Origin of the sequence: Kitasatospora sp. NPDC096077, assembly GCF_040303245.1 — a bacterium.
In the GTDB taxonomy this organism is placed as follows: domain Bacteria; phylum Actinomycetota; class Actinomycetes; order Streptomycetales; family Streptomycetaceae; genus Kitasatospora.
In genome coordinates this window covers 118982-143424 of record NZ_JBEOSV010000003.1, presented here as the reverse complement: position 1 = coordinate 143424, position 24443 = coordinate 118982, and the positions used below count along the sequence as shown (strand labels likewise).

Here is a 24443-nt window from a genome sequence, read left to right as displayed (position 1 = left end):
GTACGCCCGCTGCGGTACCTGATACGGCCGTAGTCGGAGATTCAAGGAGTCACCATGCCGCGTCCCACCAAGGGTGCCCGCCTCGGCGGCGGCCCGCACCACGAGCCGCTGCTGCTCGCCGGTCTGTGCCGGGAGCTGTTCCAGTACGGCCGCATCACCACGACCGAGGCCAAGGCCCGTCGGATGCGCCCGCTGGCGGAGAAGCTGATCACCAAGGCGAAGAAGGGCGACATCCACAACCGTCGCCTGGTGCGCAAGACCATCACCGACATCTCGGTGCTGCACACCCTCTTCACCGAGATCGCGCCGCGCTACGAGAACCGCCCGGGTGGTTACACCCGTATCACCAAGATCGGTCCCCGTCGTGGCGACAACGCCCCGATGGCCGTGATCGAGCTGGTCGAGGCGCTGACCGTCGCGCAGACCGCCGTGGGTGAGGCCGAGGCCGCCACCAAGCGTGCCGTCAAGGAGGCCGACGCCAAGGTCGAGGCCACCGAGGTCGAGGCCGCCGAGCAGGCCTGACACCTCCAGGTGTGATGCGGGCCCGCTCTCCCAGCGATGGGGGAGCGGGCCCGTTCCTTATTCGTAGGAGCGGGAGCAAGTGGTCAACGATTGCGCGGAGCAGCCGCCGGTGAAGGACGGACCGGCGGACGGCTGTGTCCGGGTCCGGTTGGACCTCGCCTACCAGGGCGCCGAGTTCTCCGGCTGGGCCCGGCAGAAGGGCGGCCGCCGGACGGTCCAGGAGGAGATCGAGACCGCGCTGCAGGTCGTCACCCGCAGCCAGCAGCTCTTCCCGCTGACCGTGGCCGGCCGCACCGACGCCGGCGTCCACGCCCGCGGCCAGGTCGCCCACGCCGACCTGCCGGCCGAGCTGTGGGAGGAGCACCGGGAGAAGCTGCTGCGCCGGCTCGCCGGGCGGCTGCCCGGGGACGTCCGGATCTACCGGGTCGGCGAGGCGCCGGCCGGGTTCGACGCCCGCTTCTCGGCGATCTGGCGCCGGTACGCCTACCGGGTCGCCGACCACCCCGGCGGGGTCGACCCGCTGCTGCGCGGGCACGTGCTCTGGCACGACCGGCCGCTGGACGTGGACCGGATGAACGAGGCCGCGAAGCTGCTGCTCGGCGAGCACGACTTCGCCGCGTACTGCAAGAAGCGCGAGGGTGCCACCACCATCCGCACCCTGCTGGAGCTGCACTGGGACCGCGTCCCGGTGGACGGCTACGCGAGCCAGGAGGGCACCCTGGCGGTCGCCACCGTCCGGGCCGACGCCTTCTGCCACAACATGGTCCGGGCGCTGGTCGGCGCGATGCTGCTGGTCGGCGACGGGCACCGGCCGGTGGAGTTCCCCGGCGAGGTGCTGGCCGGCGGGGTCCGCAACTCGGCCGTCAACGTGATCCGGCCGTACGGGCTCACCCTGGAGGAGGTTGGCTACCCGCCGGACGACCAGCTCGCCGAGCGGAACCGGCAGGCCCGGCGCCTGCGCACGCTGCCCGGGCAGCCCGCCGCCGGGTAATCCGTTTTGGCCGGGGGCGTCCGCTTGGGACAATCCCTTCCATGGGACACGTCGAGATTTCGCACCTGGAGTACTACCTGCCGGACGGGCGGGTGCTGTTCGACGACGCGTCCTTCCGGGTCGGCGAGGGCGCCGCGGTCGCCCTGGTCGGCGCGAACGGCGCCGGCAAGACCACGCTGCTGCGCATGATCGCGGGGGACATCCAGCCGCACGGCGGCACGGTCACGATCAGCGGCGGGCTCGGCGTGATGCGCCAGTTCGTCGGCACCACCGGCCGCGAGGACCAGAGCGCCACCCCGGGCGCCCTGCCGGCCGACGCCTCGGTGCGCGACCTGCTGGTCTCGGTCGCGCCCGAGCGGATCGCCAAGGCGGCCCGGGCGGTGGACGCCGCCGAGCTGGCGATGATCGCCCAGGACGACGAGAAGACGCAGATGGCCTACGCCCAGGCGCTCTCCGACTGGGCGGACGTCGGCGGCTACGACTACGAGACCGACTGGGACGTCTGCACCGCGGCGGCCCTCGGGATGCCCTTCGACAAGGCCCAGTGGCGCGGCCTGAACACCCTCTCCGGCGGTGAGCAGAAGCGGCTGGTGCTGGAGGCGCTGCTGCGCGGCCCGGACGAGGTGCTGCTGCTCGACGAGCCGGACAACTACCTGGACGTCCCGGCCAAGCGCTGGCTGGAGGAGGCCATCAAGGCCACCTCGAAGACCGTCCTGTTCATCTCGCACGACCGCGAGCTGCTCTCCCGCACCGCCGACAAGATCATCAGTGTCGAGTCCGGCGGCACCGGCAGCAGCGTCTGGGTGCACGGCGGCGGCTTCGACACCTTCCACGAGGCCCGCAAGGCCCGCTTCGAGCGCTTCGAGGAGCTGCGCCGCCGCTGGGACGAGGAGCACGCCAAGCTCAAGAAGCTGGTCGTCACCCTGCGCCAGGCCGCGGCGGTCAGCCACGAGATGGCCTCCCGCTACGCGGCCGCCCAGACCAGGCTGAAGAAGTTCGAGGACGCCGGCCCGCCGGAGGCGCCGCCGCGCGAGCAGAGCATCACCATGCGGCTCAAGGGCGGCCGCACCGGTGTGCGCGCCTTCACCATGGAGCGGCTGGAGCTCACCGGCCTGATGCAGCCCTTCGACCTGGAGGTCTTCTACGGTGAGCGGGTCGCGGTGCTGGGTGCCAACGGGGCCGGCAAGTCGCACCTGCTGCGGCTGCTCGCGGGGGACACCACGGTCGCGCACTCCGGCGACTGGAAGCTCGGCGCCCGGGTCGTGCCCGGCCACTTCCGGCAGACCCACGCCCACCCGGAGCTGTTCGGCCGGACGGTCCGCTCGATCATCGAGGAGGAGCACGCGCTCAGCCGCGGTGCCGCGATGGGCGCGCTGCGCCGGTACGAGCTGGACCGCCAGGAGGAGCAGAAGTTCGAGTCGCTGTCCGGTGGGCAGCAGGCCCGACTGATGATCCTCAAGCTCGAACTCTCCGGCGTGACGGCCCTGTTGCTCGACGAGCCGACCGACAACCTGGACCTGGAGAGCGCCGAGGCGCTGCAGTCCGGGCTGGAGGCCTTCGACGGCACGGTGCTGTGCGTCACCCACGACCGCTGGTTCGCCAAGACCTTCGACCGCTTCCTGGTGTTCGGCGCGGACGGCCGGGTCTTCGAGTCGGCCGAGCCGGTCTGGGACGTCACCCGGGTGGAACGCGAACGCTGAGTGACGGGCGGGTGGGAGCCGAGCGATTTTTGACCGCTTCCCGCCCGCCCGGTAACCTGGACGCTTGATGTGCGTATTGGCTCGCTCTATCTCACGTGAGAGGTCGGTACGCCGGAGACATCAGGTCGACGACCAGCGGTCACCCTTGAATTGCGTCCAAGGGTGATCAGGCTGCTCTTCCGTCCGGGTGCTCCTGTCAGGACTCACTCACTGAAAAGCGAAGGCTACGACCGTGCGTACGTACAGCCCCAAGCCCGGCGACGTCCAGCGTCAGTGGCACGTCATCGACGCGAACGACGTCGTGCTCGGCCGCCTGGCCTCCCAGGCCGCCAACCTCCTCCGGGGTAAGCACAAGGCGATCTACGCGCCGCACGTTGACACTGGTGACTTCGTCATCATCATCAACGCCGACAAGGTGCACCTGTCCGGTAACAAGAAGACCCAGAAGCTGGCCTACCGCCACTCGGGCTTCCCGGGCGGTCTGCGCTCGGTGCGCTACGACGACCTGCTGGCGAACAACCCGGAGAAGGCCGTCGAGAAGGCCATCAAGGGCATGATCCCCAAGAACAGCCTGGGCCGCCAGATGCTCTCCAAGCTGAAGGTCTACTCGGGCGACCAGCACCCCCACGCTGCCCAGCAGCCGGTGCCGTTCGAGATCACCCAGGTCGCGCAGTAATTCGGCCACCAAGCCCCCCAACACTGAAAAGAGCTGAGGAACATCGTGGCCGAGACCACTGAAACCCTTGAGGTCGACTTCGACGAGGCCGTTGAGGCCGTCGAGGGCGAGTACACCTCCGAGGAGAGCTACACCTCCGAGTCGCTGGCCGGCCGCTTCGGCGAGGCCACCCCGGGCGCCGGCCTCGGCCGTCGCAAGGAGGCGATCGCCCGCGTGCGCATCGTCCCCGGCACGGGCCAGTGGAAGATCAACGGTCGCACCCTTGAGGGTTACTTCCCGAACAAGGTGCACCAGCAGACCGTCAACGAGCCCTTCAAGCTCCTGGAGCTGGACGGCCGTTACGACGTCGTCGCCCGCATCAGCGGTGGCGGCGTCTCCGGTCAGGCCTACGCGCTGCGCCTCGGCGTGGCCCGCGCCCTGAACGAGGCCGACGTGGACAACAACCGCGCCGCCCTCAAGAAGGCCGGCTTCCTGATGCGTGACGCCCGCGCCGTCGAGCGCAAGAAGGCCGGTCTCAAGAAGGCCCGCAAGGCGCCGCAGTACAGCAAGCGCTAGTCGCACCCCGGGGGGTGCGGTCCGCCCTGGCGGTGCACCCCCTGGTTGCGCCAACCGTCGCCCCGGAGTACCTCGTGTACTCCGGGGCGACGTGTTCCCCGGCTAACGTGCGGCGGCCGGGATCAACGGTGGGTTCCGAGCATGGTGATGGAGGACGGGACAGTGGGACGACTCTTCGGTACGGACGGCGTACGCGGTGTGGCCAACGAGGGCCTGACGGCGGAGCTGGCGCTCGGCCTGTCGGTCGCGGCCTCCCACGTGCTCGGCGAGGCCGGCGCCTTCGACGGGCACCGGCCGGTCGCGGTGGTCGGCCGTGACCCCCGTGCCTCGGGCGAGTTCCTGGAGGCCGCGGTCATCGCCGGCCTGGCGAGCTCCGGCGTCGACGTGCTCCGGGTCGGCGTGCTGCCCACCCCCGCCGTGGCCTACCTCACCGGCGCGCTCGGCGCCGACTTCGGCGTGATGCTGTCCGCCAGCCACAACGCCATGCCGGACAACGGCATCAAGTTCCTCGCCCGCGGCGGCCACAAGCTGGACGACCGGATCGAGGACGCGATCGAGGCCCACTACCGCAAGCACACGGTGGGCGGTGAGGACTGGAACCGCCCGACCGGCGCCGCCGTCGGCCGGGTCCGCGAGTACACCGAGGGCTTCGACAAGTACGTCGCCCACCTGATCGGCGTGCTGCCCAACCGCCTGGACGGCATCCGGGTCGTCATCGACGGCGCCCACGGCGCGGCCGCGTACGTCGCCCCCGAGGCCTTCGCCCGGGCCGGCGCCGAGGTCGTCCACACCCTGGGTGCCGAGCCCACCGGCCTCAACATCAACGACGGCGTCGGCTCCACCCACCTCGACCGGCTGCGCGACGCGATGAAGGAGTACCGGGCCGACCTCGGCATCGCCCTGGACGGGGACGCCGACCGCTGCCTGGCCGCCGACGCCGAGGGCGACGAGGTGGACGGCGACCAGATCATCGCCATCCTCGCGGTCGCCATGAAGGAGTCCGGCACCCTGCGCCGCAACACCGCGGTCGCCACCGTGATGTCCAACCTCGGCTTCAAGCTGGCGATGGAGCGCGAGGGCATCGACCTGGTGGAGACCGCCGTCGGCGACCGCTACGTGCTGGAGGCCATGAAGGAGCACGGCTTCGCGCTGGGCGGCGAGCAGTCCGGCCACGTCATCCTGCTGGACCACGCCACCACCGGCGACGGCACCCTCACCGGCCTGATGCTGGGCGCCCGACTGGCCGCCACCAAGCAGCCGCTGGCCGACCTGGCCGCCGTGATGACCCGGCTGCCGCAGGTGCTGATCAACGTCAAGGGCGTCGACAAGAGCCGGGTGCGGACCAGCACCGAGCTGGCCGCCGCGGTCGCCGCCGCCGAGACCGAGCTGGGCTCCACCGGCCGGGTGCTGCTGCGCCCCTCCGGCACCGAGCCGCTGGTCCGGGTCATGGTCGAGGCCGCCGACCCGGCGCAGGCCGAGACGGTCGGGCAGCGCCTGGCCGAGGCGGTGCGCACCCACCTGGGCTGAGCCCCCGGCACGCGCGAGAGGCCCCCGCCACGGCGGGGGCCTCTCGCGCGTGCCCGGCGGTCAGAGCTTGCGCAGCAGCGCCCGGCGGACCTTGTGGTCCGCGCCCTTCTGCAGGACGAGGGTGGCCCGGCCGCGGGTGGGCAGCACGTTCTCCAGCAGGTTGGGCTTGTTGATGGTGCGCCAGACCTGGCGGCCGTACTCCATCGCCTCCTCCTCCGGCACCTCGGTGAAGCGGCGGAAGTAGGAGTTCGGGTCCTGGAAGGCGGTCTGCCGCAGCTTGCGGAAGCGGTCCAGGTACCAGTGCTCGATGTCGTCGGTGCGGGCGTCGACGTAGATCGAGAAGTCGAAGTAGTCGGCCACCGCGAGCCGGGTGCGGCCGTCGGTGCCGGGCAGGGCCGGCTGGAGCACGTTCAGCCCCTCGACGATCAGGATGTCCGGGCGCTCCACGGTCAGCCGCTGGTCCGGCACGATGTCGTACACCAGGTGCGAGTACACCGGCGCGGTGACCAGCTCCTTGCCCGCCTTCACGTCCGCGACGAAGCGCATCAGCGCCCGGCGGTCGTACGACTCGGGGAAGCCCTTGCGGGCCATCAGGCCCCGGCGGCGCAGCTCGGCGTTGGGGAGCAGGAAGCCGTCGGTGGTGACCAGTTCGACCCGGGGGTGCTCGGGCCAGCGGGCCAGCAGGGCCTGGAGCAGGCGGGCGGTGGTGGACTTGCCGACGGCGACCGAGCCGGCCACGCCGATGATGAACGGGGTGCGGGTGCGCTCGGTGTCCGGGGTGTCCAGGAAGGTGCCCAGCGCGCCGCGCAGTTCGTGCGTGGCGTGGATGTACAGGTTCAGCAGCCGGGAGAGCGGCAGGTAGACGTCGCGGACCTCGTCCAGGTCGAGGGCCGTGCCGAGGCCGCGCAGCTGCTCCACCTCCTCGGCGGTCAGCGGTAGCGGCGTACGCTCGCGCAGCGCGCTCCACTCGGCCCGGCTGAGGTCCACGTAGGGGGACGGGGACGGGCCGGGCGTGGCAGCGCCCCGTGTACAGAGTTCGGTCAGCACATGCTCCATTGTGAGCCGTCGTGGTGTTCACGGTGGCTGTGGTGTCGGTCACGCAGCGTTCGCGCGGGACGGGAAAGCCGGGAATACGGCCACAGAACCGCCCTTATGCTGGCACGCATGTGCGGAATTGTTGGATACGTGGGCGCGCAGTCCGCCCTCGACGTAGTTATCGCTGGCCTGCAGCGACTGGAGTACCGGGGCTACGACTCGGCCGGTGTCGCGGTGCAGGTGGAGGACTCCCAAGGGCAGTGGAGTCTCGTCACGGACAAGCGGGCGGGCAAGCTCGCCAACCTGGAGAAGTCGCTCGCCGAGTCCCCTCTGCCCGGCGGCACCACCGGCATCGGCCACACCCGCTGGGCCACCCACGGCGGCCCGACGGACGCCAACGCCCACCCCCATCTGGACGACGACCGCCGGGTGGCCGTCGTCCACAACGGCATCATCGAGAACTTCGCCCAGCTGCGGGCCGAGATCGCCGAGCGCGGCCACACCCTCCGGTCCGAGACCGACACCGAGGTCGTCGCCCACCTGCTGGGCGAGGCGTACCAGGGCGACCTGGCCGAGGCCATGCGGGTGGTCTGCCGCCGGCTGGACGGCGCCTTCACCCTGGTCGCCGTGCACGCGGACGCGCCCGACGTGGTGATCGGCGCCCGCCGCAACTCGCCGCTGGTGGTGGGCCGCGGTGAGGGCGAGAACTTCCTCGCCTCGGACGTCGCCGCCTTCATCGCGCACACCCGCGAGGCGATCGAGCTGGGCCAGGACCAGGTCGTCGAGCTGCGCCGGGAGGGCGTGACCGTCACGAACTTCGACGGCACCCCGGCCGAGGTGCGCGAGTACCACGTCGACTGGGACGCCTCCGCCGCCGAGAAGGGCGGCTACGACTACTTCATGCTCAAGGAGATCGCCGAGCAGCCGAAGGCCGTCGCCGACACCCTGCTCGGCCGGATCGGCACCGACGGTCGGCTCACCCTCGACGAGCTGCGCATCTCCGACGCCGACCTGCGGTCGGTCGACAAGGTCGTCATCGTCGCCTGCGGCACCGCGTTCCACGCGGGCATGATCGCCAAGTACGCGATCGAGCACTGGACCCGCATCCCCTGCGAGGTCGAGGTCGCCTCGGAGTTCCGCTACCGCGACCCGATCATGGGCCCCGGCACGCTGGTCATCGCCATCTCGCAGTCCGGCGAGACCATGGACACCCTGATGGCCCTGCGGCACGCCCGGGAGCAGGGCGCCAAGGTGCTGGCGATCTGCAACACCAACGGCTCCACCATCCCGCGCGAGTCGGACGCGGTGCTGTACACCCACGCCGGGCCGGAGGTCGCGGTCGCGTCCACCAAGGCGTTCCTGACCCAGCTGGTCGCCTGCTACCTGGTCGCCCTCTACCTGGGCCAGGTGCGCGGCACCAAGTGGGGCGACGAGATCTTCACCATCATCCGCGAGCTCGGCGACGCGCCGAAGCAGGTCGAGCAGGTGCTGGAGACCATGGAGCCGGTGCGCGAGCTGGCCCGTTCGCTGGCCGACGCCCGCTCGGTGCTGTTCCTCGGCCGCCACGTCGGCTTCCCGGTGGCCCTGGAGGGCGCGCTCAAGCTCAAGGAGCTCGCCTACATGCACGCCGAGGGCTTCGCGGCGGGCGAGCTCAAGCACGGCCCGATCGCGCTGATCGAGGAGGGGCTGCCGGTCGTGGTGGTCGTGCCCTCGCCGCGCGGGCGGTCGATCCTGCACGACAAGATCGTCTCCAACATCCAGGAGATCCGGGCCCGCGGCGCCCGCACCATCGTGATCGCCGAGGAGGGCGACGAGGCGGTCGTGCCGTACGCGGACCACCTGATCCGCATCCCGGCCACCCCGACCCTGCTCCAGCCGCTGGTCTCCACCGTCCCGCTCCAGGTCTTCGCCTGCGAGCTGGCCACGGCCAAGGGCCACGAGGTCGACCAGCCGCGCAACCTGGCGAAGTCGGTCACCGTCGAGTAGTCGACCGCCCTTCGTGGCGCCCCTGCGGTGGCTGTGCCCTACCGCAGGGGCGCCGTGTCGAGCGTGAAGGAGAACGGGGCGGGGAGCTTGACGGGCTCGCCGAAGGGGACCTTGGTCCGGGTCATGTAGTCCTCGCCCACGGGGTCGGTGAACAGGGAGACCACGCCTTCGCTGCGGTCGATCAGCAGGTAGCAGGGGATACCCGCGGCGGCATAGCCCTTTCGCTTCGGCTCGCGGTCCTTGTACGGATTGGTCGACGTCACTTCGAACACCAGCAGCACCCCTTCCGCAGAGGCCCACGAATCGGCATGCGCGAAATGGCCGACCGGGCTCAGGGTGCCGTCGGGGATGAACCGTCCCTTGGGTGTGATCAGCCCCTTGTTGCCGGAGAGGTCCAGCTCGGTGTCGACCTTGCGCATGAACTGCCGGTTCAGCAGGGAGTAGACGGTTTCGTGCTCTCCGTCCGGTGGCGGCGTCACGACGATCTCCCCTTCGATGAATTCGGCCTTGCTTCCCAGCGGGGTGTGCAGCTCCAGGAACGCCTGGAGGAGGCTGTCCTCGCCCAGCGGGTACTCGACTGCCGGCATGGCGACCATGGCCCTTCTCCCTCCTGTGGGTCCGTGCCGAGCCACAAGGTAGGCGTACGGACCGACACCGGCGGGGAATCGACGTGGGTGTCACTCGAAAGTGTGCCGCAGGCCCGGCCCCCGTGGGGCGGTGGCGCGGGCTAGCGTCGGCGGTAGCGCCGACTGCTGAAGGAGTTCTCCCCATGCGTCATGCACACCCTGTGGACGTCGTCCGGGCCGCCGAGGCCGAGCTGATGGCGCGGTTGCCGGAGGGCACGCTGATGCAGCGGGCGGCCGCCGGGTTGGCGGCGACCTGTGCGCGGTTGCTGATCCGGCGTCGGGGGCGGGTGTACGGCAGCCGGGTGACGGTGCTGGCGGGCAGCGGGGACAACGGGGGTGACGCCCTGTACGCGGGTGCGGCGCTGGCGCGGCGCGGGGCGCGGGTGACGGCGGTGCTGCTGGCGCCCGGGAAGGCGCATCCGGGTGGGCTGGCGGCGTTGCGGGCGGCGGGCGGACGGGTGACGGCGGAACAGGAGGTCGGCCTGGCCGACTTCTCGCGCGCGGACCTGGTGCTGGACGGGATCGTCGGGATCGGCGGCCGGGGCGGGCTGCGTCCGGAGGCGGTGCCGTACGCCCGGGCCGGGCGGCGCGGGGTGGTGGTCGCGGTGGACCTGCCCAGCGGGGTCGAGGCGGACAGCGGCGAGGTGCCCGGCGAGGCGCTGCGCGCGGACGTCACGGTCTGCTTCGGCACCCACAAGCCCGGGCTGCTGATCGATCCGGGCGCCGAGTACGCGGGCGCCGTGCAGCTGGTGGGCATCGGGCTGGAGCCGCCGGAGCCGGAGGTGACGGCCCTGCAGCACGCGGACGTGGCGGGGCTGCTGCCGCTGCCGGGCGCGGAGAGCGACAAGTACCGGCGCGGCGTGGTCGGGGTGGCGGCCGGTTCGGCGCGGTACCCGGGTGCGGCGGTGCTGGCGGTCGCCGGGGCGCTGCGCGGGGGTGCGGGCGCCGTCCGGTACGTCGGCACGGCGGCCGAGGAGGTGGTGCGGCGCTTCCCGGAGACGCTGGTCACCGAGGGCGGCCCGGCCGGGGCCGGCCGGGTGCAGGCCTGGGTGGTCGGGCCGGGCGGCGGCGAGGGGGCGCGGCAGGCGCTGACCGAGGCGCTGGCGAGCGACGTCCCGGTGCTGGTGGACGCGGACGGGCTGACCGAACTGGGCCGGCTCGGCCCGTCCGCACTGGCCGGCCGGACCGCGCCCACCCTGCTCACCCCGCACACCGGGGAGGCGGCCCGGCTGCTGGCCGGCGCCGAGGGCACCCCGCCGCCGGCCGCCGACGACCTGGCCGCGGCCCGGCTGGCCACCGCCCGCCGACTGGCCGCCGGGTACCGGGCCACCGTGCTGCTGAAGGGCTCCACCACCGTGGTCGCCGACCCGGGCGGGGCCGTCCGGGTGAACCCCACCGGCACCTCCTGGCTCGCCACCGCGGGCAGCGGGGACGTGCTGGCCGGTCTGGCCGGCTCCCTGCTGGCGGCCGGCCTGTCCTCGCTGGACGCCGCCTCGGTGGCCGCCTACCTGCACGGGCTGGCGGGCCGGGAGGCGGCCGGCGACCCGGGCGCGCCGGTGACGGCGCTCGCGGTGGCGGAGGCGCTGCCGGGGGTCTGGCGGGCGGTCCGACGGTCGTAGGGCGTGTCCGACGGCCCCAGGGCGGTCCGACGGTTGTAGGGCGCGCCGGGCGGGCGGAACCGGAACGTCCGTTCGCCGCGTCCTCCCCAGGGCGAACGGGCCGTCCACCGCAGGTCGGCGGGGTGCGGGAGGCCGTGGCGCGGACCGCCGCGCAGCCGGGCCGTTCGGCGAGGACTCCGGGACGTCTGGGAGACTGACCCTGATGACAACTGCGAACACGACCGGCACGGCCACCCTCACCGACGGCGTACGGGCCGAGGCGACCATCGATCTCGCCGCCCTGCGCGGCAACCTCGCTGCCCTGCGCGAGCGCGTCGGGAGCTCGGCGGTGATGCTCGCGGTCAAGGCGGACGCCTATGGCCACGGCGCGGTCGCGTGCGCCCGCGAGGCGGTCGCGAACGGGGTCGGCTGGCTCGGTTGCGCGACGCCCGAGGAGGCGCTGGCGCTGCGCGCCGGGGGCATCCGCCCGGAGCAGGCCCGGATCCTGTGCTGGCTGTGGACGCCCGGCGGGCCGTGGCGCGAGGCGCTGCGAGCGGACCTGGACATCTCGATCAGCGGCCGGTGGGCGCTGGAGGAGCTGCTGACGGCCGTTCGGGAGACCGGCGTGCCGGCCCGGGTGCACCTGAAGGCCGACACCGGCCTCGGCCGCAACGGCTGCCAGCCGCACGACTGGCCGGAGCTGCTGGCCGAGGCGCGGCGCGCCGAGGTCGGGGGGCTGCTGGAGGTCGTCGGGATCTGGTCGCACTTCGCCGCCGCCGACGAGCCCGGCCACCCGTCGATCCGGGCCCAGCTGGACTCCTACCGCGTTGCGTTGGCGCAGGCCGAGGCCGCCGGGGTGCGCCCGGAGGTGCGGCACCTCGCGAACTCCCCGGCGACCCTGCTGCTGCCCGAGTCGCACTTCGACCTGGTCCGCACCGGCCTGGCCGCGTACGGGCTGTCGCCGGTGCCCGAGGTGGGTTCCCCGGCCGACTTCGGGCTGCGCCCGGTGATGTCGCTGTCCGCCCGGCTGGCGCTGGTCAAGCACGTCCCCGGCGGGCACGGGGTCAGCTACGGCCACCACTACGTGACGCCCGGCCCGACCACGCTGGGCCTGGTCCCGCTCGGCTACGGCGACGGCGTCCCGCGGCACGCCAGCGGCACCGGCCCGGTGCAGATCGGCGGCAAGTGGCGCACGGTGGCCGGCCGGGTGGCGATGGACCAGTTCGTGGTGGACCTGGGCGGTGACACCCCCGAGGTCGGCGACGAGGTGCTGCTGTTCGGCAACGGCGAGCAGGGCGAGCCGACCGCCGAGGACTGGGCCCGGGCCTGCGGCACCATCTCGTACGAGATCATCACCCGGATCGGCGCCCGGGTGCCCCGCCGCTACCTGGGCGGCGGCCACGACGGGGGTCGCACGGCATGACCGACACGCCGGGCGGCGGCAACCCGGTCGCGGCGGTGGCCAAGGCGGCCGACGCGGCCTCCGGGGTGAGCCGGGCCGGCGTGATCGGGATCTCGGTCGGCGTACTGGCGGCCGGTGCGGCCGCGGGCGTCGCGATCGAACGGCTGACCGTCGGCCGGGCGATGCGCCGCCGGGCCCGGGCCGAGCTGGACGCGGCCGCGCCGTACGGCTCGCTGCGCGGGCGCCCGCGGACGGTGGCCGCGCCGGACGGCACCGAGCTGTACGTCGAGCTGGACGGCACCGGCTGGGAGGACACCGAGCGGGCCACCGGCTCCGCGGAGCCGCTGACCGTCGTGTTCAGCCACGGCTACTGCCTCAACCAGGACAGTTGGCACTTCCAGCGGGCGGCGCTGCGCGAGGGCCTGCGACTGGTCTTCTGGGACCAGCGCAGCCACGGCCGCTCCGAGCGCTCCCGCTCGTACCTGGCGGGCGAGCCGGCCGGCATCGACCAGCTGGGCGGCGACCTCAAGGCGGTGATCGACGCGGTCGCGCCGACCGGGCCGCTGGTGCTGGTGGGCCATTCGATGGGCGGCATGACGGTGATGGCGCTGGCGGACCAGTATCCGGAGCTGTTCCGGGGGAGGGTCGCCGGGGTCGCGCTGATCGGCACTCTGGCGGGGGACTGGAACGAGGTGAGCCTCGGTCTGCCGAAGGCCGGGGCCAAGCTGTTCAAGAAGGTCGCGCCCGGGGTGGTGAAGCTGCTCGGCCGTCAGGTCGAGCTGGTGGAGGCGAGCCGGCGGCTCGGCTCGGAGGTGGCCGCGGTCTTCTACCGGAGGTTCTCCTTCGGGAGCCGGGACGTCGACCCCGGCGTGGTGCGCTTCGCCGAACAGCTGCTGGACGCCACCCCGATCGACGTGGTCGCCGAGTTCTACCCGGTGTTCGGCGCGCACGAGAAGTACGGGGCGCTGGCCGCCCTGCGCGGCCTGCCGGCCCTGGTGCTGGCGGGGACGAAGGACCTGCTGACGCCCTCCGCGCACAGCGAGGCGATGGCGGAGCGGCTGCCGGGCGCCGAACTGGTCCTGGTCGAGGGCGCCGGGCACCTGGTGCTGCTGGAGCGCCCGGAGCTGGTCGACCACGAGCTGGCGCTGCTGCTGCGCCGGGCCGCCGACTTCGCGGGCGCCGCGCCGCTGCCGCCCGCCGTCCTGGAACTCGCCGACGAACCGCCGGCTGCGGACCCGTCCGGGGAGCCGTCCGGGCAGCCGTCCGGTGCCACGGCCGTCGATCCGGCCTGAGGCCGCGTCCGCGGCCCGGTCCTGAGACCCGGCCCGCGGCCCGCCCGAGCCCCCGGGCGCGGCGGCGGGGTGCGGCGATGTGGCACCGTAGCGGTGGCGGCCGGTGGTCGGCGCGCCGCTCCGGACCGAAGGGCAAGACACGCGCATGGGCTCGCACGCCACTCTGACCGTCCCCACTCCGGACCGGATGGGCCGGCTCGGCCGGGAGCTGGCCGCGCTGCTGCGGCCGGGTGACCTGGTGCTGCTCTCCGGCGAGCTGGGGGCGGGGAAGACCACGCTGACCCGCGGCCTGGGGGAGGGGCTGCAGGTCCGCGGCGCGGTGACCTCGCCGACCTTCGTGATCGCCCGGGTGCACCCCTCGCTGGTCGGCGGGCCGGCCCTGGTGCACGTGGACGCGTACCGGCTGGGCGGGGACCTGGACGAGATGGAGGACCTCGACCTGGACGTCTCGCTGCCGGAGTCGGTGGTCGTGGTCGAGTGGGGCGAGGGCAAGGTCGAGCGGCTGTCCGAGGACCGGCTGGAGGTGCGGATCGAGCGGGCGATCGGCGACACCGCCGGGGAGGACCACGACCCGCGCCGGGTGGTGCTGGTCGGCATCGGCGAGCGCTGGTCGGGCGTGGAACTGGCGGAGCTGGCCTGAGCCGCACCCCCGCACCAATCGCCCCGAGCCGAAGGGGCGCGCCGCTGCCGAAAGGGAGAAACGACTGGCGAGGCACGAGCGCCGGAGCGCCGACCGTCGGCATCGGGTCCGAGCGCCCCGGAAGCGAGCGGGCGAGTAGTCGATCGGGTTCCACCGTTTTGCCGACAGGCTGTCGGCAAGGTGTTGCGGGCGGGGTGCCGGGCGTGGTGGGATGGGTGCTGCGGTTAGGTCTGCCTAACTAGGGAGGCGCCATGTCGAGCCCCACCCCCGCCCCGGAGCGTGCCACGCGCACCGCCGGGGCCGGAGAGTCCGTCCGCCGCGCTCCGGGGGAGCCGATGCGGGCGCTGCTGGCCGCCTGCGCGGCCGCCGAGGCGGTGTCCACCCCGCCCGAACCGGCACCCCGGCAGGCCGAGGAGCCCGAGGCGGGGACGCCCCGGGCCGCGTAGCGCCCGGCTCAGGCGACCACGACCACCTTGGTGCCGTTCGGCGCGAAGTCCCAGAGCAGCTGCCCGTCGGCGCGACCGCTGCGGATGCCGCCGGTCTTGGTCTTCGGGTCGGCGGTCGGGGTGGCGCCGTCCAGTGCCGCGCTGAAGCCGAACACCACGCCGTTCTGCTGGGCGAACCGCACCACGTGTTCGATCTGCTTGCCGTCCGTCCCGGTGGCGGTCTGGGTGCGGCTGTACACCGAGTAGCTGCCCGGGGTGGGCTCGATCGAGCCCGGGGTGACCGGGAAGGCGGCCGCGACCTGCGGGTTCTTCTTCGGGTCGACCAGCCAGACGAAGTGGCTGCCGGCCGAGTACACCACCCTGGTGCCGCTGCCCGAGGTGGCCGGCAGCGGCGGCACGGTCGGGGTGGCGGAGGCGCTCGGCGTGGCCGAGGCGGCCGGGCCGGTGGTCGTCGATGCGACGGTCGGGCGGGTTCCGCCGGCGCGGTCCTGCGCACCGTTGGCCTGGAAGGCCAGCAGGCTCACCACCGCCAGGGCCCCCAGGGTCAACCCCGTGACCACCACTCCAGGACCCATCTTCGCCACGTGCCCGCTCCCGCCGCCGTCCGCTGTTCGTACCGCCCTTATCGTGCCAGGTCCCCCGGGCGGGTCGGCAGCGCCCAGTACGTGTGTTCCGAATGGGGACACCAGCTCGATCGACCGGTCGGCCCAACGGCGGTCTAACCTTGACCCGTGCTGCTGCTCGCGTTCGACACCGCTACCCCCGCCGTCACCGCCGCCGTCCACGACGGCACGGCCGTCCTCGCCGAGACCCACCAGGTCGACGCCAGGCGCCACGGCGAACTGCTGCTTCCCGCGATCGACCAGGTCCTGCGGGCCGCCGGGGTGGACAAGCACCGGCTCACCGGCATCGCGGTCGGCGTCGGCCCGGGCCCGTACACCGGCCTGCGGGTCGGCCTGGTGACCGCCGCCGCGCTCGGCCACGCGCTCGGCCTGCCGGTGCACGGCGTGTGCACCCTGGACGCGATCGCCTTCCAGGCCCGCGCCGAGGGCCTGGCCGGGCAGCCGTTCACGGTCGCCACCGACGCGCGCCGCAAGGAGGTCTACTGGGCCTCGTACGACGCCGAGGGCAACCGCACCGAGGGCCCCGGCGTGGACCGCCCGGCCGAGCTGACCCCCGCGCCCCGCTCGGTGGGCGCCGGGGCGCTGCTCTACCCGGACGCCTTCCCGGGCGGGCACGGTCCCGAGCACGTCTCGGCCGGCGCCCTGGCCGGCTTCGCCGCCGCCGAGCTGGCCGCCGGGCGCGAGCTGCTGCCGAACGTCCCGCTGTACCTGCGCCGCCCGGACGCCCAGGTCCCGGCGGGCTACAAGGCGGTGCTCCCGGCGTGAAGGACGGCACCACCCTGCGCCCGATGCGCTGGTGGGACATCGATCCGGTGATGGACCTGGAGCTCCGGCTGTTCCCCGAGGACGCCTGGTCCCACGGGATGTTCTGGTCCGAGCTCGCCGAGGCCCACCCCGGCGGCACCCGCCACTACTCGGTCGCCACCGCCGCGGACGGCACGATCGTCGGCTACGCCGGTCTGATGACCGTGGCCGACGAGGGCGACGTCCAGACCATCGCCGTCGACGAGCGCCACCAGGGCGCCGGCCTCGGCACCGCCCTGCTCACCGACCTGATCCACGAGGCCGCCCGGCGCGGCTGCGCCGATCTGCTGCTGGAGGTGCGGGTGGACAACCGGCGCGCCCAGCGGCTGTACGAGCGGCACGGCTTCGAACCGGTGGGCATCCGGCGCGGCTACTACCAGCCCGCCGACATCGACGCGCTGGTGATGCGCCTCGAACACCCGAGCACTGACCCGAAGGACCCTAAGGACACCCCCCATGGCTGACGAACCGCTCGTCCTCGGCATCGAGACCTCCTGCGACGAGACCGGCGTCGGCATCGTGCGCGGCACCACCCTGCTGGCCGACGCGGTCGCCTCCAGCGTCAACGACCACGCCCGCTTCGGCGGCGTCGTCCCGGAGATCGCCAGCCGCGCCCACCTGGAGGCGATGGTCCCGACCATCCAGCGCGCCCTGGACACCGCCGGGATCAAGGCCAGCGACCTGGACGGCATCGCCGTCACCGCCGGCCCCGGCCTGGCCGGCGCGCTGCTGGTCGGCGTCAGCGCGGCGAAGGCGTACGCCTGGGCGCTGGACAAGCCGCTGTACGGCGTCAACCACCTCGCCTCGCACATCTGCGTCGACCAGCTGGAGCACGGCCGGCTGCCCTCGCCGACGATGGCCCTGCTGGTCTCCGGCGGGCACTCCTCGCTGCTGCTCAGCGAGGACATCACCACCGACGTCCGCCCGCTCGGCGCGACCATCGACGACGCGGCCGGCGAGGCCTTCGACAAGGTCGCCCGGGTGCTCGGCCTGGGCTTCCCGGGCGGCCCGATCGTCGACCGGGCGGCCCGCGAGGGCGACCCCAAGGCGATCAACTTCCCGCGCGGCCTGTCGGGCCGGAACGACCCCGCGTACGACTTCTCCTTCTCCGGCCTGAAGACCGCCGTCGCCCGCTGGGTGGAGGCCAAGCGCCGGGCCGGCGAGGAGGTGCCGATCGCCGACGTCGCGGCCTCCTTCCAGGAGGCGGTCACCGACGTGCTCACCCGCAAGGCCGTCAAGGCGTGCAAGGACAACGGCGTCGACCACCTGATGATCGGCGGCGGCGTCGCGGCCAACTCCCGGCTGCGTGAGATGGCCCAGCAGCGCTGCGACCGGGCCGGGATCCGGCTGCGGGTGCCCCGGCCGGGCCTGTGCACCGACAACGGCGCGATGGTGGCGGCGCTGGGCTCCGAGATGGTGTGGCGCGGCCGCACCCCCTCCGCCTTCGACCTGTCCGCCGACTCCTCGCTGCCGGTGACCGACACCCACGTCCCGGCCACGGCGATCGGCCACGGCGACCTCCACGGCCAGGCCTACGACGCCCTCGGCGGCGGTGCGGCGTGACCGTCGCCGCCATGTGGGAGGCCCGGGCGGCGGACGGCCGCGGGGCCGAACTCGCCGCCTGGGTACGGGAGTCGGCGCTGCCCGCAGTGCGCGGTGCGGCCGGGCTGGAGCGGGCCGAGCTGCTCGCCGCGGCGGGCGAACGGGTGCTGCTGATCACCTGGTGGAGCGGCGAGCCGGTGCCGGTGGCCGACCCGCCGGCCGAGCTGCTCGGCCGGCCGGTGCACCGCTGGTCCTTCACCAGCGAGCACGTCGAGTAGGCCGCGGCGGGGAACCGCCGCCGCGGCCGCTACCGTGCTAGCTGAGAGATGGCTGGACGGGACCGGGAGCGCGCTGCGGTGAACAGGGACGGGCTGAGCAGGACCAGGACGTACGCGGCGGGGGCGCTGGCGCTGCTGGCCTTCGCCACCGCGTGCGGCGACAACGGGGGCGGCGGCAGCGCCGCCCCGGCCGGGAACACGGCGACCACGGCGGCGTCCGGGCCGGCGTCCGCCGCCGGCGGGACGCCGACCGCCGCCGCCACCACGCCCGGCGCGGCCCCGGCCCAGGGCGACGCCGCGGCCTGGGCGAAGTGGAACCTCAAGCCGCTCGCCCCGGCCCCCGCGCCGCCCGCCGACAAGCCCATCAAGCTCGAACGCACCGGCACCGTACCGGTGTTCAGCGATGTGAAGACGAGCGACAAGGTCGTCTTCGTCACCATCGACGACGGCGCCGAGAAGGACCCGAAGTTCGTCGAGATGCTGACCGACCTCAAGGTGCCGATCTCGATGTTCCTGACCAAGGACATCGTCAAGAACGACTACGGCTACTTCAAGCCGCTCCAGGCGCTGGGCAACCACATCCAGAACCACACCGTCACCCACCCGGTGATGAGCAAGCTGTCGGCGGACAAGCAGAAGTCCGAGATCTGCGAGGACCAGGCCGCGCTCACCCAGCAGTACGGCACCGCCCCGCTGCTGTTCCGCCCGCCGTTCGGCGACGGCGCCAACACCCCGATGCTCAACACCTCGGTGCAGCAGTGCGGGCCGCGGGCGATCGTGCTCTGGCGCGAGTCGATGCAGATCCACGACATGCAGTACCAGGCGGCGGACAAGAAGCTGAAGCCCGGCGACATCATCCTGGCGCACTTCCGCGGCCCCAAGGAGCTCAAGGGCGCCACCATGACCCAGATGTTCGGGGACCTGCTGGCCCGGATCCAGGAGCAGGGCTTCTCGGTGGCCCGGCTGGAGGACTACATCCAGGCGCCGGCCTCCTAGGGCGCGCCCTGGAGGCCCGTCACCGGCTGCCCCAGCATCATCAGCGGCCCGTTGTCGGTGCGGCTGAGGATCACCGTGACGCTGTTCGGCCCGGAGGGCTTGAGCTGCCGGCGCAGCTCCTCCGGGGTGATCGCCATCCCGCGCTTCTTGATCACCACCGTGCCGACGCCGCGCTCGCGCAGCAGCGCCTTCAGCTTCTTGACGTGGTACGGCAGCACGTCGGTCAGCTCGAAGGCGTGGGCGTACGGGGTGGCGACCAGCCGGTCCGAGGTCACGTAGGCGATCTTCGGGTCGATCAGCCGGCCGCCGACCTGCTCGGCCACCTCGGCCACCAGATGGGCCCGGATCACCGCGCCGTCCGGCTCGTACAGGTAGCGCCCGACCGGGCCGGCCGGCGGGTCGGGCAGGTCGCCGCCGGTCAGGCTCGCGCCGTGCGGCAGCAGGGTGGCGCGGTGCGGACGGGCCGCCCCGGTGCCGAACCAGAGCACCGCCTCCTTGACGTCCCCGTGGTCGGAGACCCACTCGGCCTCGGCGTCCGCCGGGACGGCCTCGTGCGGGATGCCCGGGGCCACCTTCAGGGCGCCGATCGGGGTCCGCCGCCCGGCCTCGATCGCCCAGGAGAGCGGCGGGGCGTACGCCTCCGGGTCGAACACCCGGCCGCGCGAGGTGCGCCGGGCCGGGTCGGTGAACACCGCGTCGTAGCCGGTGACGTCCACCTCGGCGACGTCCGCGCAGCGCACCTCGACCAGCTCGGCGAGGCCCAGCGCGGCGGCGTTGGCGGCGGTGGCGGCGCAGGCCGCCGGGTCCTTGTCGACGGCCAGCACCCGGATCCCGGCCCGGGCCAGCGCCAGCACGTCCCCGCCGATGCCGCAGCACAGGTCGGCGAGCCGCCGTACGCCCAACTCGGCGAAGCGCCGGGCCCGCCACTCGGCCACGCTGCGCCGGGTGGACTGCTCGACCCCGTTGGGCGTGAAGTACATCAGGTCGGCGTCCGCCCCGAACTTCGCCCGCGCCCGCTGCCGCAGCCGCGCCTGCCCGAACGCCGCCGACACCAGCTCCGCCGGGTGCTCCCGCCGCAGCCGGGTGGCCAGCGCCAGCTCCTCCTCGGGGGCGAACTCGCGCAGTTCGGCGAGCAGGGCCTGACCCTCGGGGGTCAGCAGGGGCTGGAGGTTCTCGGTGTCCACGGGCCCATTCTCGCGGGTCGCGGGTACCGGGGCGGCGGCGTGCTCACCAGAGGGCGCCCGTGGAGAGCAGGGCCGGGGCGACGAACGGGGAGAGCGCGGCGGCGACGGGGAGGTACCGGTAGCCCGTCCGGTGGCTGCGCACGGCGACCACGACGTCCACCACCAGGGCGACGAGCGGGCCGGCGATCATCCCGTACCCCAGGAAGGCCCACATGAGGCCGTCGCCGTCGTCCCCGTGGCCGGGGCCGGAGCCGAGGGCGCAGACGAGGGAGAAGACGGCCAACGGGAGTACGGCCCCCAGCAGGGGCAGCGACAGCAGGGAGAGGGAAGCGTCCTTCAACCGGGACGGGCCGATGCGGGCCGGGGTGTCGGTCATGGCACGAGTCTGGCCGTGGGCGCAGCGGTCGCACATGAGTACGGCTACTCAACCGCGGAGCGGGCTCCATTGGCGCGCCGTTGGCACTCTGGTTGACTGAGTGCTAGCGGCGGCCTATGGTCGTCCTTGGCACTCCCCACTGGGGAGTGCTAACGCGAAGACGCGTGTCTGACCCCCGCGACGGCAGGCCCGCAGGTTCGCCACCTACCCGTTAGAAAACCCCGTAATCTCCGAAGGGGAGCTCGGACGTGACCACCAGCAGCAAGGTTGCCATCAAGCCGCTCGAGGACCGCATCGTGGTCCAGCCGCTCGACGCCGAGACCACCACGGCCTCCGGCCTGGTTATCCCGGACACCGCCAAGGAGAAGCCCCAGGAGGGCGTCGTCCTGGCCGTCGGCCCGGGTCGCTTCGAGGACGGCCAGCGTCTGCCGCTCGACGTCGCCGTCGGTGACATCGTCCTGTACTCGAAGTACGGCGGCACCGAGGTGAAGTACCGGGGCGAGGAGTACCTCGTCCTCTCGGCCCGCGACGTTCTCGCCATCATCGAGAAGTAATCGCAGTACCGAGAAGCAAGTCGTTCCGACCCGCCCCGGATCCGTGTCCCTAGTGACAGGGGCCCGGGGCGTGGTTGTTGGTTCACGTAGTTCGGCGGCCGGTCGGCCGGCCGCAGCCCCGAGGGAATAGGGAACATGGCGAAGATCCTGCAGTTCGACGAGGACGCGCGCCGCTCGCTGGAGCGCGGTGTCAACAAGCTGGCCGACACCGTCAAGGTGACCATCGGCCCCAAGGGCCGCAACGTCGTCATCGACAAGAAGTTCGGCGCCCCGACCATCACCAACGACGGTGTCACCATCGCCCGTGAGGTCGAGCTGGACGACCCGTACGAGAACCTTGGCGCGCAGCTCGTCAAGGAGGTCGCCACCAAGACCAACGACGTCGCGGGTGACGGCACCACCACCGCCACCGTGCTGGCCCAGGCCCTGGTCAACGAGGGTCTGCGCAACGTCGCCGCCGGTGCCGGCCCGGCCGCCCTGAAGAAGGGCATCGACAAGGCCGTCGCCGCCGTCTCCGAGCACCTGCTGTCCATCGCCCGCGAGATCGAGGGCAAGGACGACGTCGCCGCCGTCGCGTCCCTCTCCGCGCAGGACACCCAGGTCGGCGAGCTGATCGCCGAGGCGATCGACAAGGTCGGCAAGGACGGTGTCATCACCGTCGAGGAGTCGAACACCTTCGGCGTGGAGCTGGACTTCACCGAGGGCATGCAGTTCGACAAGGGCTACCTGTCGCCGTACTTCGTCACCGACGCGGAGCGTCAGGAGGCGGTCCTCGAGGACCCGTACATCCTGATCAACCAGGGCAAGATCTCCTCCATCCAGGAGCTGCTGCCGCTGCTGGAGAAGATCCTGCAGTCCGGCGCCTCCAAGCCGCTGCTGATCATCGCCGAGGACGTCGACGGCGAGGCGCTGTCGACCCTGGTCGTCAACAAGATCCGTGGCACCTTCAACGCCGTCGCCGTCAAGGCCCCGGGCTTCGGCGACCGCCGCAAGGCGATCCTCGGCGACCTGGCCGTCCTGACCGGCGGCACGGTCATCTCCGAGGAGGTCGGCCTCAAGCTCGACCAGGCCGGTCTGGACGTGCTGGGCACCGCCCGCCGCGTGACCATCACCAAGGACGAGACCACCATCGTCGACGGTGCCGGTGACAGCGAGGCCGTGGCCGGCCGCGTCGCCCAGATCAAGGGCGAGATCGCCGCGACCGACTCCGACTGGGACCGCGAGAAGCTGCAGGAGCGCCTGGCCAAGCTGGCCGGCGGCGTCTGCGTCATCAAGGTCGGCGCCGCCACCGAGGTGGAGCTGAAGGAGCGCAAGCACCGCCTGGAGGACGCCATCTCGGCGACCCGCGCCGCGGTCGAGGAGGGCATCGTCGCCGGCGGTGGCGCCTCCCTGGTCCACGCCGCCAAGGTGCTGGACGGCGGCCTGGGCCTGTCGGGTGACGAGGCCACCGGTGTCGCCGTGGTCCGCAAGGCGCTGCACGAGCCGCTGCGCTGGATCGCCCAGAACGCCGGCCTGGAGGGCTACGTCATCACCTCCAAGGTCTCCGAGCTGGAGGCCGGCCAGGGCTACAACGCCGCCACCGGCGAGTACGGCGACCTGGTGAAGGCCGGCGTCATCGACCCGGTCAAGGTCACCCGCTCCGCCCTGGAGAACGCCGCCTCGATCGCCTCCCTGCTGCTCACCACCGAGACCCTCGTGGTGGAGAAGAAGGAAGAGGAGGCCGACGCCGGCCACTCGCACGGCGGTCACGGCCACTCGCACTGAGGCCGATAGCCACAGCGGTTGACCGGAGGCCCGGTCCACGCCCCCGCGAGGGGGTGCGGACCGGGCCTCTGTGTTGTCGCCCGCTCGCCTCCGGGGCGCTCTGATCCGGTGCCCACGGTCGGCGCTCCCTCGCTCCTCCGTCGCTCCCTCGCTTCTCCCTTTCGGCACCGGCGCGCCCCTTCGGCTCGGGGCGGGGCGGGGGCTTGGTGCTGCGGTGTTCCAGGCTTCAACTATCAGTAGAATTTTGCAGAATGCAAAGATTGCCTTATAACTGAGGCATGATCGAGGCCCGCCATCTGCGCGTCCTGCGTGCCGTCGCCCGCACCGGCTCCTTCTCCGCCGCCGCCCGTGAGCTGGGGTGTACGCAGCCTGCCATCAGCCAGCAGATGAAGGCGCTGGAGAAGTCGGTGGACACCCCGCTGGTGGTCCGCTCGGGCCGCGGGATGCAGCTCAGCGAGGCCGGGCGGGTCCTGCTCAAGCATGCCACCGGAATCCTGGCCGGGCTCTCCGCCGCCGAGGAGGAGGTGGCCGCGATCGCCGGGCTGCGGGCCGGGCGGGTGCGGCTGGTGTCCTTCCCGACCGCGAGTTCCACCCTGGTGCCGCCCGCGGTCGCCCGGCTGCGGGACAGCCATCCGGGGGTGCGCGTGTCGCTGGTCGAGGCCGAGCCGCCGGAGTCGCTGGCGATGCTGCGCGGCGGCGAGTGCGAGCTCGCGCTGGCCTTCCGCTACCCGCAGTCCGACGGCGCGGCCGTGGTGTCGGCGCCGGCGCACGGCTCGCCGCGCGAGGCGCGGGCCGAGGCGAACCTGGAGGCCCAGCAGCTGTCGGCCGGCACCGACTGGTCCGACCTGGTGGTCACCCCGCTGCTGGACGACCCGCTGGTGGGCCTGTTGCCCGCCGCCCACCCGCTGGCCGGTCGGGGCGGCCCGGTGGAGCTGGCCGAGCTGGCGGGGGAGCAGTGGATCGCCGGCTGTCCGCAGTGCCGGGGGCACCTGGTGGAGCTGTGCGCGGGGGCGGGCTTCGAGCCGCGGATCGACTTCGCCACCGACGACTACCCGGCGGTGGTCGGCCTGGTGGCGGCCGGACTCGGGGTGGCGGTGCTGCCCCGGCTGGCCCTGCAGTCGGTGCGTCCTGACGGTGTGTCGACGGTGCCGGTGCGGACCGCCTCCGGGGCGCCGGCGGTGCGCCAGGTGGTGGCGCTGACCCTGCCGGACCTGGCCGAGGTGCCGGCCGTGGCGCTGATGCAGGAGCGATTGGTGGGCGCGGCGGCCGGTCGCTGACCGACGTCTCCCCTGCATGGGGTGCGCCTGGGCCCTGGGCGCCGCGAAG

General features: G+C 73.1%; 25 protein-coding genes. 20 read left to right on the top strand and 5 right to left on the bottom strand.

The annotated features are described in order from the left end of the window. Positions 1-54 precede the first annotated feature (54 nt). The 6 genes from rplQ (at position 55) to glmM (ending at position 5971) form a co-directional block, all read left to right on the top strand. Positions 55-522 carry a 50S ribosomal protein L17 gene (gene rplQ, locus ABTZ03_RS04200; RefSeq protein ID WP_350511310.1) on the top strand — a complete coding sequence of 156 codons (468 nt, stop codon included), beginning with the start codon at positions 55-57 and terminating at the stop codon, positions 520-522. Between the two features lie 79 nt (positions 523-601). Next, positions 602-1513, top strand: a complete 912-nt coding sequence (gene truA, locus ABTZ03_RS04195; protein WP_350511309.1) for a tRNA pseudouridine(38-40) synthase TruA — start codon at positions 602-604, stop codon at positions 1511-1513. A gap of 41 nt (positions 1514-1554) precedes the next feature. Further along, on the top strand, positions 1555-3213 hold the full coding sequence (locus ABTZ03_RS04190; protein ID WP_350511308.1) for an ABC-F family ATP-binding cassette domain-containing protein: 1659 nt from the start codon (positions 1555-1557) through the stop codon (positions 3211-3213). A 232-nt stretch (positions 3214-3445) separates the two neighbouring features. After that, a complete protein-coding gene (gene rplM / locus ABTZ03_RS04185) occupies positions 3446-3889 on the top strand; it encodes a 50S ribosomal protein L13 (RefSeq protein ID WP_063348980.1) in 444 nt (147 codons plus the stop codon). 45 nt (positions 3890-3934) lie between these two features. Continuing rightward, a complete protein-coding gene (rpsI, locus tag ABTZ03_RS04180; protein WP_350503556.1) occupies positions 3935-4444 on the top strand; it encodes a 30S ribosomal protein S9 in 510 nt (169 codons plus the stop codon). Between the two features lie 162 nt (positions 4445-4606). Further along, a complete protein-coding gene (glmM, locus tag ABTZ03_RS04175; protein WP_350511307.1) occupies positions 4607-5971 on the top strand; it encodes a phosphoglucosamine mutase in 1365 nt (454 codons plus the stop codon). Positions 5972-6031: 60 nt separating this feature from the next. On the opposite strand, the gene coaA is transcribed toward glmM, so the two are convergent. Beyond that, complete coding sequence (gene coaA, locus ABTZ03_RS04170; RefSeq protein WP_350511306.1) at positions 6032-7027, bottom strand: type I pantothenate kinase; 996 nt, start codon at positions 7025-7027, stop codon at positions 6032-6034. Positions 7028-7135: 108 nt separating this feature from the next. Here coaA and glmS point away from each other — a divergent pair, with 108 nt between their 5' ends. Beyond that, positions 7136-8992 carry a glutamine--fructose-6-phosphate transaminase (isomerizing) gene (gene glmS / locus ABTZ03_RS04165; protein ID WP_350511305.1) on the top strand — a complete coding sequence of 619 codons (1857 nt, stop codon included), beginning with the start codon at positions 7136-7138 and terminating at the stop codon, positions 8990-8992. A gap of 38 nt (positions 8993-9030) precedes the next feature. Here glmS and ABTZ03_RS04160 read toward each other — a convergent pair whose 3' ends face one another. Then, positions 9031-9588 carry a Uma2 family endonuclease gene (locus tag ABTZ03_RS04160; RefSeq protein WP_350511304.1) on the bottom strand — a complete coding sequence of 186 codons (558 nt, stop codon included), beginning with the start codon at positions 9586-9588 and terminating at the stop codon, positions 9031-9033. 173 nt (positions 9589-9761) lie between these two features. Here ABTZ03_RS04160 and ABTZ03_RS04155 point away from each other — a divergent pair, with 173 nt between their 5' ends. From ABTZ03_RS04155 to ABTZ03_RS04135, 5 genes are all read left to right on the top strand, one after another. Continuing rightward, positions 9762-11237 (top strand): NAD(P)H-hydrate dehydratase, encoded by a 1476-nt coding sequence (locus ABTZ03_RS04155; RefSeq protein ID WP_350511303.1) that lies wholly within the window; start codon positions 9762-9764, stop codon positions 11235-11237. Positions 11238-11439: 202 nt separating this feature from the next. Beyond that, complete coding sequence (gene alr / locus ABTZ03_RS04150; protein WP_350511302.1) at positions 11440-12639, top strand: alanine racemase; 1200 nt, start codon at positions 11440-11442, stop codon at positions 12637-12639. Further along, complete coding sequence (locus ABTZ03_RS04145; RefSeq protein ID WP_350511301.1) at positions 12636-13910, top strand: alpha/beta fold hydrolase; 1275 nt, start codon at positions 12636-12638, stop codon at positions 13908-13910. Before alr ends, ABTZ03_RS04145 begins: the two co-directional genes overlap by 4 nt. 145 nt (positions 13911-14055) lie before the next feature. After that, a complete protein-coding gene (tsaE, locus tag ABTZ03_RS04140) occupies positions 14056-14550 on the top strand; it encodes a tRNA (adenosine(37)-N6)-threonylcarbamoyltransferase complex ATPase subunit type 1 TsaE (protein ID WP_350511300.1) in 495 nt (164 codons plus the stop codon). 251 nt (positions 14551-14801) lie between these two features. Beyond that, positions 14802-14996 (top strand): hypothetical protein, encoded by a 195-nt coding sequence (locus ABTZ03_RS04135; RefSeq protein WP_350511299.1) that lies wholly within the window; start codon positions 14802-14804, stop codon positions 14994-14996. A gap of 8 nt (positions 14997-15004) precedes the next feature. On the opposite strand, the gene ABTZ03_RS04130 is transcribed toward ABTZ03_RS04135, so the two are convergent. Beyond that, positions 15005-15571 carry a hypothetical protein gene (locus ABTZ03_RS04130; RefSeq protein WP_350511511.1) on the bottom strand — a complete coding sequence of 189 codons (567 nt, stop codon included), beginning with the start codon at positions 15569-15571 and terminating at the stop codon, positions 15005-15007. A 156-nt stretch (positions 15572-15727) separates the two neighbouring features. Here ABTZ03_RS04130 and tsaB point away from each other — a divergent pair, with 156 nt between their 5' ends. The 5 genes from tsaB to ABTZ03_RS04105 all read left to right on the top strand — a co-directional run bounded on the left by tsaB (position 15728) and on the right by ABTZ03_RS04105 (position 19239). Beyond that, positions 15728-16384, top strand: coding sequence for a tRNA (adenosine(37)-N6)-threonylcarbamoyltransferase complex dimerization subunit type 1 TsaB (tsaB, locus tag ABTZ03_RS04125; RefSeq protein ID WP_350511298.1), 657 nt, complete (start codon positions 15728-15730; stop codon positions 16382-16384). 23 nt (positions 16385-16407) lie between these two features. Continuing rightward, complete coding sequence (gene rimI / locus ABTZ03_RS04120; RefSeq protein ID WP_350511510.1) at positions 16408-16887, top strand: ribosomal protein S18-alanine N-acetyltransferase; 480 nt, start codon at positions 16408-16410, stop codon at positions 16885-16887. Beyond that, entirely contained in the window at positions 16880-17986 is a 1107-nt protein-coding gene (gene tsaD / locus ABTZ03_RS04115; RefSeq protein ID WP_350511297.1) for a tRNA (adenosine(37)-N6)-threonylcarbamoyltransferase complex transferase subunit TsaD, read from the top strand. Before rimI ends, tsaD begins: the two co-directional genes overlap by 8 nt. Next, the gene (locus ABTZ03_RS04110) at positions 17983-18243 is read left to right on the top strand and encodes a hypothetical protein (protein WP_350511296.1); all 261 of its coding nucleotides are present in this window, start codon (positions 17983-17985) and stop codon (positions 18241-18243) included. The genes tsaD and ABTZ03_RS04110 overlap by 4 nt, the downstream gene beginning before the upstream one ends. Before the next feature lie 78 nt (positions 18244-18321). After that, a complete protein-coding gene (locus ABTZ03_RS04105) occupies positions 18322-19239 on the top strand; it encodes a polysaccharide deacetylase family protein (protein ID WP_350511295.1) in 918 nt (305 codons plus the stop codon). On the opposite strand, the gene ABTZ03_RS04100 is transcribed toward ABTZ03_RS04105, so the two are convergent. Both ABTZ03_RS04100 and ABTZ03_RS04095 read right to left on the bottom strand, forming a co-directional pair. Further along, positions 19236-20423: a THUMP-like domain-containing protein gene (locus ABTZ03_RS04100; protein ID WP_350511294.1), complete on the bottom strand. Its 1188-nt coding sequence runs from the start codon at positions 20421-20423 to the stop codon at positions 19236-19238. The two genes, ABTZ03_RS04105 and ABTZ03_RS04100, sit on opposite strands and share 4 nt — an antisense overlap. 43 nt (positions 20424-20466) lie before the next feature. Beyond that, positions 20467-20799, bottom strand: a complete 333-nt coding sequence (locus ABTZ03_RS04095) for a hypothetical protein (RefSeq protein WP_350511293.1) — start codon at positions 20797-20799, stop codon at positions 20467-20469. Positions 20800-21047: 248 nt separating this feature from the next. Here ABTZ03_RS04095 and groES point away from each other — a divergent pair, with 248 nt between their 5' ends. From groES to ABTZ03_RS04080, 3 genes are all read left to right on the top strand, one after another. Next, entirely contained in the window at positions 21048-21353 is a 306-nt protein-coding gene (groES, locus tag ABTZ03_RS04090; RefSeq protein ID WP_350511292.1) for a co-chaperone GroES, read from the top strand. 135 nt (positions 21354-21488) lie between these two features. Further along, positions 21489-23117, top strand: coding sequence for a chaperonin GroEL (gene groL / locus ABTZ03_RS04085; protein ID WP_350511291.1), 1629 nt, complete (start codon positions 21489-21491; stop codon positions 23115-23117). Between the two features lie 278 nt (positions 23118-23395). Then, on the top strand, positions 23396-24394 hold the full coding sequence (locus ABTZ03_RS04080; RefSeq protein ID WP_350511290.1) for a LysR family transcriptional regulator: 999 nt from the start codon (positions 23396-23398) through the stop codon (positions 24392-24394). The last annotated feature ends 49 nt before the right edge of the window (positions 24395-24443 follow it).